Source organism: Burkholderia sp. Ac-20384 (genome assembly GCF_017104605.1).
Lineage (GTDB): Bacteria > Pseudomonadota > Gammaproteobacteria > Burkholderiales > Burkholderiaceae > Burkholderia > Burkholderia lata.
This window is the reverse complement of sequence record NZ_JAAGPE010000226.1, coordinates 1-15,772: the sequence shown is the minus strand read 5'-3', so window position 1 is coordinate 15,772 and position 15,772 is coordinate 1. Positions and strand designations below refer to the sequence as shown.

Annotated in this window: 14 protein-coding genes, 1 other RNA gene and 1 pseudogene; 8 read left to right on the top strand and 8 right to left on the bottom strand. The window is 66.7% G+C overall.

What is annotated here, in order from left to right; translation table 11 throughout:
• The 6 genes and pseudogenes from G3O00_RS30445 to lipA form a co-directional block, all read left to right on the top strand.
• A pseudogene (locus G3O00_RS30445) lies at window positions 1–325 on the top strand (ATP-NAD kinase); the annotation flags it as partial.
• Between the two features lie 59 nt (window positions 326–384).
• Entirely contained in the window at window positions 385–1,161 is a 777-nt protein-coding gene (locus tag G3O00_RS30440) for an SDR family NAD(P)-dependent oxidoreductase (RefSeq protein WP_089473009.1), read from the top strand.
• 77 nt (window positions 1,162–1,238) lie between these two features.
• The gene (locus tag G3O00_RS30435) at window positions 1,239–2,222 is read left to right on the top strand and encodes a thiamine pyrophosphate-dependent dehydrogenase E1 component subunit alpha (protein WP_011352284.1); all 984 of its coding nucleotides are present in this window, start codon (window positions 1,239–1,241) and stop codon (window positions 2,220–2,222) included.
• Between the two features lie 54 nt (window positions 2,223–2,276).
• A complete protein-coding gene (locus G3O00_RS30430) occupies window positions 2,277–3,281 on the top strand; it encodes an alpha-ketoacid dehydrogenase subunit beta (protein ID WP_011352283.1) in 1,005 nt (334 codons plus the stop codon).
• Between the two features lie 4 nt (window positions 3,282–3,285).
• The gene (locus tag G3O00_RS30425) at window positions 3,286–4,401 is read left to right on the top strand and encodes an acetoin dehydrogenase dihydrolipoyllysine-residue acetyltransferase subunit (RefSeq protein ID WP_206145242.1); all 1,116 of its coding nucleotides are present in this window, start codon (window positions 3,286–3,288) and stop codon (window positions 4,399–4,401) included.
• A 2-nt stretch (window positions 4,402–4,403) separates the two neighbouring features.
• A complete protein-coding gene (gene lipA / locus G3O00_RS30420) occupies window positions 4,404–5,369 on the top strand; it encodes a lipoyl synthase (protein ID WP_206145241.1) in 966 nt (321 codons plus the stop codon).
• 11 nt (window positions 5,370–5,380) lie between these two features.
• Here the strand turns inward: lipA and G3O00_RS30415 are convergent, their stop codons facing one another.
• From G3O00_RS30415 to trxA, 8 genes are all read right to left on the bottom strand, one after another.
• Window positions 5,381–6,742: an MATE family efflux transporter gene (locus G3O00_RS30415; protein ID WP_174930885.1), complete on the bottom strand. Its 1,362-nt coding sequence runs from the start codon at window positions 6,740–6,742 to the stop codon at window positions 5,381–5,383.
• 2 nt (window positions 6,743–6,744) lie between these two features.
• Window positions 6,745–8,577 (bottom strand): glycosyltransferase family 39 protein, encoded by a 1,833-nt coding sequence (locus tag G3O00_RS30410; protein WP_206145240.1) that lies wholly within the window; start codon window positions 8,575–8,577, stop codon window positions 6,745–6,747.
• 144 nt (window positions 8,578–8,721) lie between these two features.
• Entirely contained in the window at window positions 8,722–8,982 is a 261-nt protein-coding gene (locus G3O00_RS30405) for a type B 50S ribosomal protein L31 (protein WP_006753671.1), read from the bottom strand.
• 157 nt (window positions 8,983–9,139) lie between these two features.
• Window positions 9,140–9,973 (bottom strand): M90 family metallopeptidase, encoded by an 834-nt coding sequence (locus tag G3O00_RS30400; RefSeq protein ID WP_011352278.1) that lies wholly within the window; start codon window positions 9,971–9,973, stop codon window positions 9,140–9,142.
• A gap of 38 nt (window positions 9,974–10,011) precedes the next feature.
• The gene (locus G3O00_RS30395; protein ID WP_174930883.1) at window positions 10,012–11,568 is read right to left on the bottom strand and encodes an MFS transporter; all 1,557 of its coding nucleotides are present in this window, start codon (window positions 11,566–11,568) and stop codon (window positions 10,012–10,014) included.
• The gene (locus G3O00_RS30390) at window positions 11,565–12,065 is read right to left on the bottom strand and encodes a MerR family transcriptional regulator (RefSeq protein ID WP_206145239.1); all 501 of its coding nucleotides are present in this window, start codon (window positions 12,063–12,065) and stop codon (window positions 11,565–11,567) included. Before G3O00_RS30390 ends, G3O00_RS30395 begins: the two co-directional genes overlap by 4 nt.
• Before the next feature lie 139 nt (window positions 12,066–12,204).
• Window positions 12,205–13,467 carry a transcription termination factor Rho gene (rho, locus tag G3O00_RS30385; protein ID WP_006478662.1) on the bottom strand — a complete coding sequence of 421 codons (1,263 nt, stop codon included), beginning with the start codon at window positions 13,465–13,467 and terminating at the stop codon, window positions 12,205–12,207.
• A 193-nt stretch (window positions 13,468–13,660) separates the two neighbouring features.
• On the bottom strand, window positions 13,661–13,987 hold the full coding sequence (trxA, locus tag G3O00_RS30380) for a thioredoxin TrxA (RefSeq protein ID WP_006402348.1): 327 nt from the start codon (window positions 13,985–13,987) through the stop codon (window positions 13,661–13,663).
• Window positions 13,988–14,392: 405 nt separating this feature from the next.
• Between trxA and ffs the strand changes: the two genes are divergently transcribed.
• Window positions 14,393–14,491, top strand: an RNA gene (gene ffs / locus G3O00_RS30375) — signal recognition particle sRNA small type.
• Between the two features lie 127 nt (window positions 14,492–14,618).
• On the top strand, window positions 14,619–15,772 hold a 1,154-nt coding region (gene dnaX / locus G3O00_RS30370; protein ID WP_206145238.1), incomplete at its 3' end, for a DNA polymerase III subunit gamma/tau.

Below are 15,772 nucleotides of genomic sequence, written 5' to 3'. Positions count from 1 at the left end.
CAGCGCGCCGCACGGGCTCGCGATGCGTTTCGCGGACGAAGGCAAGACGGCCGGCACGCCGCTCGTCGCGCCGATTGCGCCGGGCCGCGTCGATCGCGTCGTGATGCGCAGCTGCGAGCGGCTCGAGCCGGGTGCCTGGCAGACGATCCCGTTCGAGCGCGGCACGCTCGCGTTCGACGGCGAGCGCGAGATCGAGGTCGCGCGCGGCGATCGCTACGAGATCTCGCTCGACTGGCGCGGGCCGCTGACGGTCGACGTCGGCCGCACGCTGCCCTACGCGTCGTCGCGGCAACTGCTGCGCGATGCCGGCGAATGGCGCTATTGAGGCGCCGTTTTACCGAGTGACATTTCGACATCCATAACGATCATCCAGGAGACATCGCCATGACAGCCCCACTCGAAGGACAGGTCGCCATCGTCACCGGCGGCGCGCGCGGCATCGGCCGCGGCATTGCACTGACGCTCGCCGGCGCGGGCGCCGACATCCTGCTCGCCGACCTGCTCGACGACGCACTCGACGCCACCGCGCGCGAAGTACGCGCGCTCGGCCGCCGGGCGGCGGTCGCGAAGGTCGACGTCACGCAGGCCGCGCAGGTCGATGCGATGGTTGCACAGGCACTCGCCGACCTCGGCAGGCTCGACATCCTCGTGAACTGCGCGGGCGTGATCAGCATTCATCCGGTCGGCGAACTGACCGAGCGCGACTGGGATTTCGTGATGGACGTGAACGCGAAGGGCACGTTCCTCGGCTGCCGCGCGGCGCTCGCGCCGCTGAAGGCGCAGGGCCGCGGCCGGATCATCAACGTCGCGTCGATCGCCGGCAAGGAGGGCTTTCCGAATCTCGCGCACTACAGCGCATCGAAATTCGCGGTCGTCGGGTTCACGAACGCGCTCGCGAAGGAGCTCGCGCGCGACGGCGTGACCGTCAACGCGATCTGCCCCGGCATCGTGCGGACGTACATGTGGGACCGGCTGTCCGACGAATGGAAGACCGACGGCGAATCGGTCGAGGAGTCGTGGCAGCGGCACCAGTTGACGCTGATTCCGCAGGGCCGCGCGCAGACGCCGGAGGACATGGGCCGGCTCGCGTTGTTCTTCGCGACGATGGACAACGTGACGGGCCAGGCCGTGAACGTCGACGGCGGCTTCACGTTCCACTGACGGCCGCAGGCCGTGAAATCCGTCGCCACGGCCCGGCCGCGGCGGCATTCGCAGTCAGACCTACCCAGGAGACACACATGACCGCTTCGACACAGCTCAGCAGGGACAAGCTGCTGGACGCCTACCGGCTGATGCGCACGATCCGCGAATTCGAGGAACGCCTGCACGTCGAATTCGCGACCGGCGAGATTCCCGGCTTCGTTCACCTGTACGCGGGCGAGGAGGCATCCGCGGTCGGCACGATACTGCACCTCGGCCTCGACGACTACGTCGCGACCACGCATCGCGGCCACGGCCATTGCATCGCGAAGGGCGTCGACGTGCACGGGATGATGGCCGAGATCTATGGCAAGAAGACGGGCGTCTGCCATGGCAAGGGCGGCTCGATGCATATCGCCGACCTGGCGATGGGGATGCTCGGCGCGAACGGGATCGTCGGCGCGGGCGGCCCGCTCGTCTGTGGTGCGGCGCTCGCGGCGAAGCACAAGAAGACCGGCGGAGTCGGCGTGTGCTTCTTCGGCGACGGCGCATCGAACCAGGGCGTGATCTTCGAATCGATGAACCTCGCGTCGGTGTGGCGGCTGCCCGCGATCTTCGTGGCCGAAAACAACGGCTATGCGGAAGCGACGTCGTCGAGCTGGTCGGTCGCCACCGACAACATCGCCGATCGTGCGAACGGGTTCGGGATGCCGGGCGTGATCGTCGACGGCTTCGACTTCTTCGCGGTGCACGAAGCGCTTGGCGAAGCCGTCGAGCGTGCGCGCAACGGCGGCGGCCCGACGCTCGTCGAGGTGAAGTTTACGCGCTATTTCGGTCACTTCGAAGGCGATGCGCAAACCTATCGCGCACCGGGCGAAGTGCAGAAGCTGCGCGACGAAAAGGATTGCCTGAAGCATTTCGAAACGCGCGTCGTGCGGGCCGAAGCATTGACGACTGCCGACCTGCGCGCGGTCGATGCCCAGGTGAAGGCGCTGATCGACGATGCGGTCGCGCAGGCCAAGGCCGCGCCGGTACCCGATGCCGCCGACCTGCTGACCGACGTCTACGTGTCGTACCCGTGAGCGCGGCCTGACACCGCGGCCGACACGGCGAACCGAACATTCCAGGAGACAGACATGGCAAGGAAGATCACTTATTCGCAGGCGATCAACGAAGCGCTCGCACAGGAAATGGCGCGCGACGAAAGCGTGATCGTGATGGGCGAGGACAACGCAGGCGGCGCGGGTGCGCCGGGCGAGGACGACGCGTGGGGCGGCGTGCTCGGCGTGACGAAGGGGCTGTTCCACAAGTTTCCGGGCCGTGTGCTCGATACGCCGCTGTCGGAGGGCGGCTACATCGGCGCGGCGGTAGGCGCTGCCGCGTGCGGGATGCGGCCCGTCGCGGAGCTGATGTTCATCGATTTCATGGGCGTGTGCTTCGACCAGATCTTCAACCAGGCCGCCAAGTTCCGCTACATGTTCGGCGGCAAGGCCGTGACGCCGGTCGTGATCCGCGCGATGTATGGCGCCGGCTTGCGCGCGGCTGCGCAGCATTCGCAGATGCTCACGTCGCTGTTCACGCACATTCCGGGGCTGAAAGTCGTGTGCCCGTCGACGCCGTACGACGCGAAGGGGCTGCTGATCCAGGCGATCCGCGACAACGATCCGGTGATCTTCCTCGAGCACAAGCTGCTCTATACCCGCGAAGGCGACGTGCCTGAGGAATCCTATGCCATTCCGTTCGGCGAGGCGAACGTGATGCGCGACGGCGACGACGCGACGATCGTCACGTACGGCCGGATGGTGCATCTCGCGATGGACGCAGCCGCGAAGCTCGCGAAGGACGGCATCCAGGTCGACGTGATCGACCTGCGCACGACGTCGCCGCTCGACGAGGAAACGATTCTCGAAAGCGCGGAGCGCACCGGGCGCGTGGTGGTCGTCGACGAAGCGAACCCGCGCTGCTCGATCGCGACCGACATTGCCGCGCTCGTCGCGCAGCGCGCGTTCCATGCGCTGAAGGCGCCGATCGAGCTGGTCACTGCGCCGCATACGCCCGCACCGTTCGCGAGCGTGCTGGAAGACCTGTATATCCCGTCCGCCGATGCGATTGCGCAGGCGGTCCTGAAGACGAGGAGCTGACACGATGTCGATTCACATGATCACGATGCCCAAGTGGGGGCTGTCGATGGAGCAGGGGCAGGTCAACGGCTGGCTGAAGGCCCTCGGCGAACGCGTGACGAAGGGCGACGAAGTGCTCGACGTCGAGACCGACAAGATCTCGTCGGGCGTCGAATGCGCGTTCGACGGCACGCTGCGCCGGCAGGTCGCGCAGGAAGGCGAGACGCTGCCGGTCGGCGCGCTGCTCGGCGTCGTCGCGGCCGCCGATGCGAGCGATGCCGACATCGATGCGGCAATCGCCGATTTCCAGCGCGATTTCGTGCCGAGCGCGGCTTCCGACGAAGCCGCGGGCCCGCAGCCCGAAAAGGCGCAGATCGGCGGCCGGACCGTGCGCTTCCTGAAGCTCGGCGAAGGCAACGGCCCGCCCGCCGTGCTGATCCACGGCTTCGGCGGCGACCTCAACAACTGGTTGTTCAATCACGCGGATCTCGCCGCGCACCGGCCGGTGTGGGCGCTCGACCTGCCCGGTCACGGCGAGTCGGGCAAGGCGGTCGAGACGGGCAGCCTCGATGAACTGGCCGACGCGGTGCTCGCGCTGCTCGATGCGCAGGGCATCGAGCACGCCCACCTGATCGGCCATTCGATGGGCGGCGCGGTCGCGATGGCGGCGGCCGAGCGCGCGCCGCAACGTGTTGCGTCGCTGACGCTGATCGCGAGCGCCGGGCTCGGCGCCGACATCAATCGCGCCTACATCGACGGCTTCGTCGCCGGCAACAGCCGCAACACGCTGAAGCCGCACCTCGGCGCGCTGTTCGCGGACAACGCGCTGGTCACGCGGCAGCTCGTCGAGGATCTCGTCAAGTACAAGCGGCTCGAAGGCGTGCAGGCCGCGCTCGAAAAGATCGCGAATGCCGCGTTCGACGGCGCCGCACAGCGGCGCGTGTTCCGCGACCGGCTCGCGACGCTTGCGCCGCGCACGCTCGTGATCTGGGGCGAGCGCGACCAGGTGATCCCGGCGCAGCACGCGCAGGGTCTGCCTGACGGCGTGCGTGCCGAGGTGATCGCCGGCAGCGGGCACATGGTGCAGATGGAGGCCGCCGCCGACGTGAACCGCCTGATCGTCGCGTTTCTCGGAGACTGACGATGGCCGCCGCGCTCGAACGACCCAGCCTCACGGCGCTCAGCCAGCCAGGCGCGAGAAGCCGCGACAAGCTCGCGCGCATTCCGGTGCGCGTCGAGCCCGCGGCCGGTGCGGCGTTGCCGAAGCCGCCGTGGCTGCGCGCGCGGCCGATGATGAGCGCGGCGGTCGTCGATATGGCGGCCGTGCTGCGCGACCATCGGCTGCATTCCGTCTGCGAGGAGGCGATGTGCCCGAACATCGGCGAATGCTTCGCGCAGCGCACGGCGACCTTCATGATCATGGGCGGGCTGTGTACGCGGCGTTGCCCGTTCTGCGACGTCGCGCACGGCCGGCCCGAGCCGCTCGATCCGGACGAGCCCGCGCGGCTGGCCGATGCGGCTGCGGCGCTCGGGCTGCGCTATGTCGTGATCACGTCGGTCGATCGCGACGACCTGCGCGACGGCGGCGCCGCGCATTTTGCCGCGTGCATCGCGGCAGTGCGCGCGAGCGTGCCGGGCATCGGCGTCGAAGTGCTGACACCGGACTTCCGCGGTCGCGTGGCCCGCGCGCTCGATGCGTTGTCGACGGCCTGGCCCGACGTGTTCAACCACAACATCGAGACGGTGCCGTCGCTGTATCGCGCGGCGCGGCCAGGCGCCGACTATCGCGGCTCGCTCGAACTGCTCGCGCAGGCGAAGCGGGCGCGGCCGGGGCTGGTGACGAAATCGGGGTTGATGCTCGGCCTTGGCGAGTGCGACGACGAAGTGCGCGACACGCTGCGCGACCTGCGTGCGCATGACGTCGACGTGCTGACGCTCGGCCAGTATCTCGCGCCGTCCGCGCATCATCTGCCGGTGCGACGCTACGTGAGCCCGGACGCATTCGCCGCGTGGCGCGACGAAGCGCTATTGCTCGGTTTCAGGGAAGTCGTCGCCGGCCCGCTCGTGCGGTCGTCGTATCACGCGGCCGACGTGCTTGAGGAGACGTAGCGGGCAACGCGTCAGGCGGACGTGGACACGGCGGCATGCGCACGGCTGACGCGGCGCAGGTACAGCACGAGCCCGGCGCCCGCGAGCATCAGGCTGATCGTGTTCGCGAACCAGAAGCCGCGCGCGCCGGTCAGCCACGCGGGCGCGATGCCGCCCACGTCGAAGCCGAGCACGTAGCCGCCGCTGAGCCCGACGCCCCACAGCGCGACTGCATAGATCACGGTCGGCACGACCGCGACCTTGTAGGCGCGCAGCACGAACGCCGACGTGACTTGCAGCGCATCGAAGACGTGGTAGCACGCGACGATCGCGACGAGCGGCATCGCGGCCGCGGCGACGGCCGGGTTCGGCGTATAGCCGCCGATGATCAGCGGGCGCAGCACGAACACGAGCAGGCCGTAGGTCGCGGCAATGCCGCACGCGAAGATCACGCTGTGCCGGCCGAGCAGCCGGGCTTCCTCGGGCCGTCCGGCGCCGAGCGCGCGTGCGACCAGCGTCGACGCCGCCACGCCGATCGACAGCGGGGTCATGTACAGCACCGCGCCGATGTTGCCGGCGATCTGGTGGCCGGCGAGCGTCGTCGTGCCGAACTGCGCGATGAACAGCGCCATGCACGTGTACGACGTGACCTCGATCAGGTACGACAGGCCCATCGGCACGCCGAGTTTCAGGATCGCCTTCTGGCGTTCCCAGACCGGCCAGCAGAAGCGCGAGAAGATCGCGAGCGGCGCGAACACGTCGAGCTTCGCGAGCAGCGTGTAGCCGATCAGTGCGAGTGCCCAGTTGATCAGCGTGCTGGCGAGCCCGCAGCCGGGGCCGCCGAGGGCCGGCACGCCGAACCCGCCGAAGATGAACCACACGTTGAGCGGAAACTTGAGCAGCAGCGCGCCGATCTGCAGGATCATCGCGAGGCGCGGCTTGCCGGCCGCGTTGGTCAGCGCGTTGTAGATGCGGAAGACGAGGCTGGCGGGCAGCCCGTACGACAGGATGCGCAGGTAGTCGACGGTGCGGTCGTGCAGCGCGGCGGGCGTGTGCGCGACACGCAGCAGCGGTTCGGGAAAATGCAGGAGGAGGAAGCCGGGCACCGCGAGCAGCAGCGCGAGCCACAGCGCCTGGCGCACTTCCTCGCCGATCTCGGCATAGCGCCGCGCGCCGTACAGCTGCCCGGTGATCGGCTGCAGCGCGGACAGGATGCCCGTCAGGCCGATATAGATCGATATGTAGATCGACGAGCCGAGCCCGAGCGCGGCCAGGTCGACGGCCGAGTAGCGCCCGACCATCGCGGTGTCGATCACGCCGAACGCGATGATCGCGAGCTGGCCGACGAGCACCGGCCATGCGAGACCGACGATCCGGCGGATGTCGCCGAACATCGTCAATCGGCCGGCTGACGGCGTGGCGGACGCCGCTTGACGGGCGTCTTCGGCCGTTCGATGCGCTCGTACAGGCGGAAGCGCTCGTCGCGGTCGGCGGCGCGGCGGCCTTCCCACACGAGGCGCCACACATATTGCGACATCGAGCTCGGCTCGCCGAAGTCCGCGCGGTCCTGACGCAGGATCACGTCGCAATCGCCGGAGAAATCGAAGCGCATGTTGCCGAAATACGCGAAGGTCGCGATCTGCGCGTCACCGAGCCGCACGGGCGAGATGCACTCGTAGTCGGACGGCAGGTGCACCGCGATCTGCTGGGCGACATCGCGATAGGTCCGGCCGTAGTTGACGATCGGCAGCCACAGCGTCATCAGCAGTACCCACATCAGCGTGGTGCCCGCACCCGACAGCACGACGCTGCGCCACAGCACCTTCGGCTGCCGCGAGATGCGCCAGCGCACGAGGAAGCACCAGCACACGGTGGCGATCACCGCGCAGATGAACGACAGGATCTTGAAGTGCGGCTCGTAGCCGGGCACGAGGCGGGCGAGGTTGCGTGCGAGCGGATGCGGGAAGCCCGTGATCGATGCGAGCCAAACGAGCCACACGAAGGTGCCGAGGATCGTGAAGCTCAGCACCGCGAACCAGTCGATCGCGTTGATCGCGCCGCGCTTGAGGGTCGGCAGCGCGAACGTCGCGAGCACCGCGAGTGGCGGCAGCAGCAGCATGTACATGCGGTTCGACTGCTGGCTCTGCAGGATCACGAGCGCGACGAGCGGCGCGGCGACCGACAGCGGAATCGCGATGTGCGCCCGGCGGCGCATGCCGGCCCAGCTCCACCATGCCCAGATCGCGAGCGGCCACGCGGGCCACGTAAACAGCGGCAGGTTCTTCGCCGCATAGCCGAGCACGGCGGTCGGCGGGCCTGAAAAGCGCATCAGGCTGCCGTGGATCCACTGGTTGAAGAACCATGCGGCGTCGTCGGGCGCCGCGACGAACGCGGCCAGCGGCCACAGCGCGAAGATCGCGGCCGCGAGCGGCACGCCGACCAGCGGCAGGCGCAGGTTGCGCATCTCGGGCGTGACGAGCCACAGCACGGCCGTGCCGGCGAGCAGGGCGACGACCAGCACCGGATTGCCGGACAGTGCGACGAGGCCCATCGCGAGGCCCCACCACAGCGCGCCCTGCATCGGCTTGTCGATACCGCGCACGATCCCGTAGACGAGCATCGCGATCCACGCGAACTGCGCGAGTTGCGGCGTCGTTTCATGCCCGCGCTCCGCGAGGCCGAAGCAGGCGACGAGTACCAGCAGCGCGCCGTCGGCGAGCGTGCGGCCGTAGTCGCGCGGCTCGGGCTCGCCGCCGAATGCGTATTTGAACGGCTGGACCTCGGCACGCCGGCCGAGCAGGTAGGCCGCATACCAGACGAAAGCGCACGCGACGCAGAACAGTACGCCGGTATCGACGCGCGACGCGTTGCTCGCGTCGACCCACGGGCCCAGGCCGCGGATCGACAGCGCGCCGAGCCAGTAGCCGAGTGGCCCGTCGGTCGTGATGAACTTGCCGACCAGGTTCGGCAGCAGCCAGTCGTGCCAGCCGCCCTTGGCCATCGTCCACATCACGCCGAAGCCCGCCGCGTCCTCGTTCTTCCACGGGTCGCGGCCGAACAGGCCGAACGCTGCGTAGACGAAGCAGAGCGTGAGCAGCAGCCAGCGCGGTAGCGCGCGCGTGGCGGAGGCGGTGAGACGGACGACAGGCTTCATGCAGATGAGCGATTTGTTATGGGCGGGTGGCCGGCGCGGATGCGCGCGGTGGAGCCGGTTTCGAGCATCCGGCATTGTAGACGCGCCCGCTATTGCGCGTCAGGTTGCTGCCCGGGCGCCGGCTGGGGCCTGCCGGGCGAGCAGAGACAAAAAAGGGCAGCCTGGGCTGCCCTTTTGTGCGGTACCGGTGCAATGCAACCACCGGATGCAATGCGAAGCTTACTTCGCCTTGCCGCTGGCGCGAACGCCGAACTTGTTCTTGAACTTCTCGACACGGCCTGCCGTGTCCATGATCTTTTGCTGACCCGTGTAGAACGAGTGCGATTCCGACGACACTTCGATCTTGGCGAGCGGGTAGGTCTTGCCGTCGAGTTCGATGTTTTCGCGCGTCTGGATCGTCGAGCGCGTGATGAACTTGAAGCCGTTCGACATGTCTTGGAAGACGACTTCGCGGTAGTTCGGGTGGATGCCTTCTTTCATGGTCTTTCCTTGGTGAGAGCGGTAGCCAACCCGCCGCTTGCCGTGCCGGAGCGCGCACATTGCGCAAACCGGAGGACGCCAAGCCCGGCGCGAGCCACTTGCCTAAGGTCGAAAAACGGCGATTATGCCAGAAAATCAGATGGTTGACGAATAATTTTCACGCTGCGTCGAGTGCGCCGGTGCCGGCCGGATCCTGCCGGTAGTAGCGCGCGAGCAACCGGTACAGCTCAGGAAATTCGGACTCGAACGCTTTCGGCCGCACGAACAGCGCCTCGCTGCATACCGCGAAGAATTCCGACGGGTGGTCGGCCGCATACGGGTCGATCAGCGAATCCCGCTCGAAGCGCGCCCACGCGCGGTCCGGCACCGCGTCGACGCGCGCGCAGAACTGGTCGTACGCGTGCTCGAACACGTCGGCCCAGGCCTGCGCGTCGAGGTGCGGCGCGTGCCAGCGGCGAAATAGGGGCGGATAGCCGTCGGCCGCGCCGTTGAGCATGTCGATCTTGTGCGCGAACTCGTGGATCACGACGTTGTACGCGTCGCGGCCGTCCGTCATCTGCGCGTCTTCCCAGGACAGGATCACGGGGCCGCCTTCCCAGGCCTCGCCGCTCGCATCCTGCTCGACTTCGTGGACGACGCCGTCCTCGTCCTGCACCGTCTTGCGGATCACGAATTCGCCCGGATACACGACGACGCCGACCCATCCGTCGTACAGCGACAAGTCGAGATTCAGCACGGGCAGGCAGGCCTGCGCGGCGATCGCGACGATCATCGCGTCTGTCAGCTCCAGCCCGTGGGCGGTCGAGAACGATTTCTTCGCGACGAACAGGCTCGTCAGCTCGCGCAGCCGGCCGAGCGCGTCGGGCGACAGCGCCGCGAGGAACGGCAGGCGCTCGACGGTGTCCTGCCACAGCGCGTCGGGGATCGGGTGGCTGCGCAGCGCGCGGTCGCGGCGGCGGTCGTCGAACCAGCGGGTCAGTTTCGAGAGCATGAAGGCGGCTCGCGGAAATCCAAAGCCTGTCTTTTAACTCAATCGATCTCTTTTTGCCATGCCGCAAAGAGGCCGCCGACCAGCGCCACGCCCGCCAGGAAGTAAAAGCCGTCGAGCGACGCGAGGAACGACGCCTGTTGCGCGACCATCCGCGCGATCGATGCGATCGCGAGGCCGTGCGCCTCGTTCAGCGCGTGGCCGGCGGCGGCATAGCTGCGCGTCAGTGCGTCGACGGTCTGCTGGAACACCGGGTCGAACACGTTCGCGCGCTCGACAAGCCGCGTCTGGTGCACGGCCACGCGGTGCTGTTCGACGATGATCACCGACGACGTCGCGAACGAGATCGTCAGTTGCCGCACGATGTTCTTCAACCGGTAGCCGTGCGTGTATTCGTCGATCGCGAAGATCCGGAACGTCAGGTTGGCCACCGGCAGCACGATGAAGAGCAGCAGCAGCCCGCGCAGCAGCAGTGGGACGATCAGCGCGGCTTCGCCGACCTGCGGTGTCATCCGCGTCATCCACAGCGCGGCGGTGATGGCGATCGCGAACCCCGGCACGACGAACCACTTCTTGTGCGTGACGAATTTCGCGTAACGCAGGTACGCGAACAGCGCGGTGGCCGAAATCAGCGACATCGTGCCCACCAGCCGCCCGGCGTTCTCGACCGGGTAACCGAGCCCGCCTTCGAGAAACCGCGACGTCAGGTAACTGAAGCCGGTCGACTCGTAGTAATAGAACATGTACAGCAGCAGCCCGACCTGGAACGTCCGTTCTCGGAACGCGTGCAGGCGCACGAGCGGCGTCGGATGGTTCCACTGGTGATACGCGAACCACGCCAGCGCGCCGACCCCGGCGATCGTCAGCAGGATCAGCATCGGCGAGCCGCTGTAGAGCTGGTAATGCACTTGTTGCAGCACGATCTGCAATGCGCCTTGCGCGAGCGCGAACACGACATACGGCCAGAAGTGCCCGGAGCCGCGTTCGTCGTCGGGCGTCCGGCCCGAATCGGGCAGCGTGAGCAGCGCGAGGATCGCGAATGCGATGCCGGCCGGCGCCGAGCACGCAAACAGCGCGCGCCACGTGGAATGTGCGACGAGCAGGCCGCCGACGATCGGCGCGAGCGCGCTGCCGAGCAGGATCATGATCAGGAACGCGCGCGTCGCGGGCGGCCGTTCCTGCGGCTTGAAACTGACCTGGATCAGGATCCGGCACGCGCCCATCATCGGGCCGATGAAATACCCCTGGAAACCGCGCGCGAACGCGAGTTCGAGCGACGTGTCGGCGAGTGCGGCCGCGATCGCGCCGAACGAGAACATCAGCATGCAGCCGGCGACGTAGCGGCGATGGCCGAGCCGGTCGACCCACCATTGCTGCTGCAGGATGCCGAGCACGGCCGTGACCGCGTAGGCGCTCGACGACCACACGAGTTCGTCGGGCGATGCGTTGATGCCGCCCGCGATGTAGCTCGCGAAGAACGAGAAGACCGCGTTGTCGAAATAGTCGATGCCGGTGACGAGCGCGAGCGCCCACGGGAACAGGTCCGCGCGCAGGTTCGCGCGGCTCCACAGCGGCGAGCGACCGGGCATCGCACTCATTCGCGCGCCTTGCGCGTGCGCCGCGTGCCGGCTTCCGCCTGTCGCTGCGCGATCAACACATCGGCGTTTTCGCCGGCAAGACGCCGATCGACGTAGTCGATGTCGTGCTGAAGCTCCTTGCGCAACGTGACGGCTTCCTTCAGTTCGCGCTGGACGGCCGCGATCCGCCGGTCGAGCGTGTCGATCTGCTCGGCAAGGCCGGTGCGAATGTCGCGCAGCGACGCGTCCGAATAGCGGCGCCTGCCGTCGCCCGTTTCTTCCAGCGGGCGCTTCAGCATTTCGGTGATGCCGTGCAGCGAGAAGCCGAGCGCCCGCAGCCGCAGGATGCGCGCGAAGCGCTCGAGGTCGGCTTCGTCATAGAGGCGGTAGCGGCCTTCGCTGCGCGACGGCGTGACGAGCCCGCGCTCTTCGTAATACTTCAGCGTGCGCGGTGTGACGCCGAGCCGTGAAGCCGCATCGCTCACGGTCAGCAGCGGGGTGGAGGCGTCGTTCGGCATCGGGGGGGGGCGGGAGATTCGGTGTGGGCGATGACGCGATTATAGATCAACCTGTACGTTCACGTTCAGGTTGGAACCGAAAAACGGCCGCCGGGCAGGATGCGCGGGCGGCCGTCTTTCTGGTGCGGGACGGGGGGGATTAGCCGCCGCGGCGCATCAGGTCGAAGAACTCGGAGTTGCTCTTCGTCTGGCGGATCTTGTCGAGCAGGAATTCCATTGCTTCGACTTCGTCCATGTCGTGGATGAACTTGCGCAGCACCCAGATCTTCTGAAGGATCTCGGGCTTGATCAGCATTTCTTCGCGACGCGTGCCCGACTTGTTCAGGTTGATCGACGGATACACGCGCTTTTCTGCGAGACGACGCTCGAGGTGCACTTCCATGTTGCCGGTGCCCTTGAACTCTTCGTAGATCACGTCGTCCATGCGGCTGCCGGTTTCGATCAGCGCGGTGCCGATGATCGTCAGCGAACCGCCTTCCTCGATATTGCGCGCCGCGCCGAAGAAGCGCTTCGGACGCTGCAGTGCGTTTGCGTCGACACCACCCGTCAGCACCTTGCCCGATGCCGGGATCACGGTGTTGTACGCGCGTGCGAGACGCGTGATCGAGTCGAGCAGAATCACGACGTCATGCTTCATTTCGACGAGGCGCTTGGCCTTCTCGATCACCATTTCGGCGACCTGGACGTGGCGCGTGGCCGGTTCGTCGAACGTCGATGCGATCACTTCGCCGGCGACCGAACGCTGCATTTCGGTCACTTCTTCAGGGCGCTCGTCGATCAGCAGCACGAACAGGATCACGTCCGGGTGGTTCTGCTTGATCGCGTGTGCGATGTGCTGGAGCATCACGGTCTTGCCCGACTTCGGCGACGCGACGAGCAGGCCGCGCTGGCCCTTGCCGATCGGCGCGATCATGTCGATGATGCGGCCCGTGACGTTTTCCTCGCCGCGCATTTCGCGTTCGAGCGACAGCGGCTTGTTCGGGTGCAGCGGCGTGAGGTTCTCGAACATGATCTTGTGTTTCGAGGCCTCGGGCGGCTGCCCGTTGACTTTGTCGACCTTCACCAGCGCGAAGTAGCGCTCGCCGTCCTTCGGCGTGCGGACTTCACCTTCGATGGTGTCGCCGGTGTGCAGGTTGAAGCGGCGGATCTGCGACGGGCTGATATAGATGTCGTCGGTGCTCGCGAGGTACGACATTTCCGGCGAGCGCAGGAAGCCGAAGCCGTCCGGCAGCACTTCGAGCGTACCGTCGCCGAAGATCGTCTCACCCGTCTTGGCGCGCTTTTTAAGAATGGCAAACATCAACTCCTGCTTGCGCAGGCGGTTCGCGTTTTCGATCTCCAGGCCATTGGCCATTTCGATCAGTTCGGAGACGTGCAGAGACTTGAGCTCGGATAAATGCATACGGAGAACCCGCCAGGGAGGAGACGACGAAAGAAATAAAGGGAGGAGGGCGAGCGGAAGCGCTCAGAGACTTAAATGCGTCTTGTCGACGTTTTTTAATTCTAGCATAGGCCGATTCGCGCTTGAGCGAGCGATCGGCGGCTTGTCGACGGACGTGTTGCCGGTTGACAACACGTCCGCGGAACTGCCTGTATTACAGGTGGCTGTCCAGGAATGCGGTGAGCTGCGACTTCGACAGCGCGCCGACCTTCTGCGCGGCGGCCGCGCCGTTCTTGAACAGGATCAGCGTCGGGATGCCGCGCACGCCGAACTTCGCGGGCGTTGCCTGGTTGTCGTCGACGTTGATCTTCGCGATCTGCAGCTTGTCGCCGTAGTCCTTCGCGACTTCGTCGAGGATCGGGGCGATCATCTTGCACGGGCCGCACCATTCGGCCCAGAAATCGACGAGCACGGGCTTGTCGGACTTGACGACGTCCTGTTCGAACGATGCGTCGCTGATGTGTTTGATCTGTTCGCTCATTGGGTCAATACCTCTTACGGTTCGGGGACTGCCTGCTTGCGCGTTGCGGCGTACCGGCTGCCGTTGGCTGCCGGCCGCTGCGGCAGGTCACTCCGCTCTCCGGAAAGGAGGGGTGTAAGCGCTGCATGCCGCGGCTCGCGGGTCGTTCGGGCGTCATATTAGCCTAAATTGCTATCTGCTGCGGGCGGCGATAGTAGCCGCTACGCGAGTAGGGGTACGACGCGACGTTCGACCGTTGTGTCCAGCAGGTGGAGGCCGGCCCGTAAATTACAAGAGGTGGGTGCGCATGCAATTCGCATCGGGCGAGCTTCATGCAGCCCGGCGCGCGTCGGTTTGTCGGGTCATATGCGCATTGGTGCGAACAAACGGTCGCATTCATCCGGAAGCGGTGATAGAATATGCCGTGACGGGCCTCCTCGCATGGTGGGGCGGTGAACCTGGTCAGGTCGGGAACGAAGCAGCCACAATCGTTTTCCGCCAGTGCCGAGGGTTGGGCTCGTCACCTTCCTTCTCGCCCCATTCGCCGGGCGTTTTTTATTTCTGCATCACACTCCGTTTTGCCTGCCCGTTGCCTGTCTTCCGCGCCGTTTCGCGTGTCGGCGCGACGCAGCGTTACTGATACAATTTCCCGATGACCTATCAAGTTCTCGCACGCAAGTGGCGTCCGAAGGATTTCGCTTCGCTCGTCGGCCAGGAGCACGTCGTCAGGGCGCTTACGCACGCGCTCGACGGCGGGCGTCTCCATCACGCCTATCTGTTTACCGGAACCCGCGGTGTCGGCAAGACGACGCTGTCGCGGATCTTCGCCAAGGCACTCAACTGTGAACCCGGCGTCACGTCGCAGCCGTGCGGCGTGTGTCGAGCCTGTCGCGAGATCGACGAAGGGCGTTTCGTCGATTACGTCGAGATGGATGCCGCGAGCAACCGCGGCGTCGATGAAATGGCCGCGCTGCTCGAGCGCGCGGTGTACGCGCCCGTCGATGCGCGCTTCAAGGTCTACATGATCGACGAAGTGCACATGCTGACGAATCACGCGTTCAACGCGATGCTGAAGACGCTCGAAGAGCCGCCGCCGCACGTCAAGTTCATCCTCGCGACGACCGATCCGCAAAAAATTCCCGTCACCGTGCTGTCGCGCTGCCTGCAGTTCAACCTGAAGCAGATGCCGGCCGGGCACATCGTGTCGCATCTCGAACGGATCCTCGGCGAAGAGCAGATCACGTTCGAGCCGCAGGCACTGCGCCTGCTTGCGCGCGCGGCGCAGGGCAGCATGCGCGACGCGCTGTCGCTCACCGACCAGGCGATCGCCTATTCGGCGAACGAGGTGACCGAGACGGCCGTGTCGGGCATGCTCGGCGCGCTCGACCAGACTTACATGGTGCGTCTGCTCGACGCGCTTGCCGCAGGCGGCGGCCCGGAAATCCTCGCGATTGCCGACGAGATGTCGCTGCGCAGCCTGTCGTTCTCGACCGCGCTTCAGGATCTCGCGAGCCTGCTGCACCGGATCGCGTGGGCGCAGTTCGCGCCGGGCTCGGTGCTCGACGAATGGCCCGAAGCAGGCGACCTGCGCCGCTTTGCCGACACGTTAAGCCCCGAGCAAGTCCAGTTGTTCTATCAGATCGCGACGGTCGGTCGCGCCGAACTCGGCCTGGCGCCGGACGAGTACGCCGGTTTCACGATGACGCTGCTGCGGATGCTCGCGTTCGAGCCGGCGGTTGCTGCCGGCAGTGCGACGGGCGGCCAGCCGTCCGTGCCGCGCGCGGTGCCGGGCCCGCGCGTCGCGGC

Coding starts and splice junctions, on each gene's coding strand:
- G3O00_RS30425 (WP_206145242.1), top strand. CDS start 3,286: ATGTCGATTCACATGATCACGATGCCCAAGTGGGGGCTGTCGATGGAG.
- G3O00_RS30435 (WP_011352284.1), top strand. CDS start 1,239: ATGACCGCTTCGACACAGCTCAGCAGGGACAAGCTGCTGGACGCCTAC.
- G3O00_RS30395 (WP_174930883.1), bottom strand. CDS start 11,568: ATGAGTGCGATGCCCGGTCGCTCGCCGCTGTGGAGCCGCGCGAACCTG.
- lipA (WP_206145241.1), top strand. CDS start 4,404: ATGGCCGCCGCGCTCGAACGACCCAGCCTCACGGCGCTCAGCCAGCCA.
- G3O00_RS30415 (WP_174930885.1), bottom strand. CDS start 6,742: ATGTTCGGCGACATCCGCCGGATCGTCGGTCTCGCATGGCCGGTGCTC.
- trxA (WP_006402348.1), bottom strand. CDS start 13,987: ATGAGCGAACAGATCAAACACATCAGCGACGCATCGTTCGAACAGGAC.
- G3O00_RS30390 (WP_206145239.1), bottom strand. CDS start 12,065: ATGCCGAACGACGCCTCCACCCCGCTGCTGACCGTGAGCGATGCGGCT.
- G3O00_RS30410 (WP_206145240.1), bottom strand. CDS start 8,577: ATGCCGGATGCTCGAAACCGGCTCCACCGCGCGCATCCGCGCCGGCCA.
- rho (WP_006478662.1), bottom strand. CDS start 13,467: ATGCATTTATCCGAGCTCAAGTCTCTGCACGTCTCCGAACTGATCGAA.
- G3O00_RS30430 (WP_011352283.1), top strand. CDS start 2,277: ATGGCAAGGAAGATCACTTATTCGCAGGCGATCAACGAAGCGCTCGCA.
- G3O00_RS30400 (WP_011352278.1), bottom strand. CDS start 9,973: ATGCTCTCGAAACTGACCCGCTGGTTCGACGACCGCCGCCGCGACCGC.
- G3O00_RS30440 (WP_089473009.1), top strand. CDS start 385: ATGACAGCCCCACTCGAAGGACAGGTCGCCATCGTCACCGGCGGCGCG.
- G3O00_RS30405 (WP_006753671.1), bottom strand. CDS start 8,982: ATGAAAGAAGGCATCCACCCGAACTACCGCGAAGTCGTCTTCCAAGAC.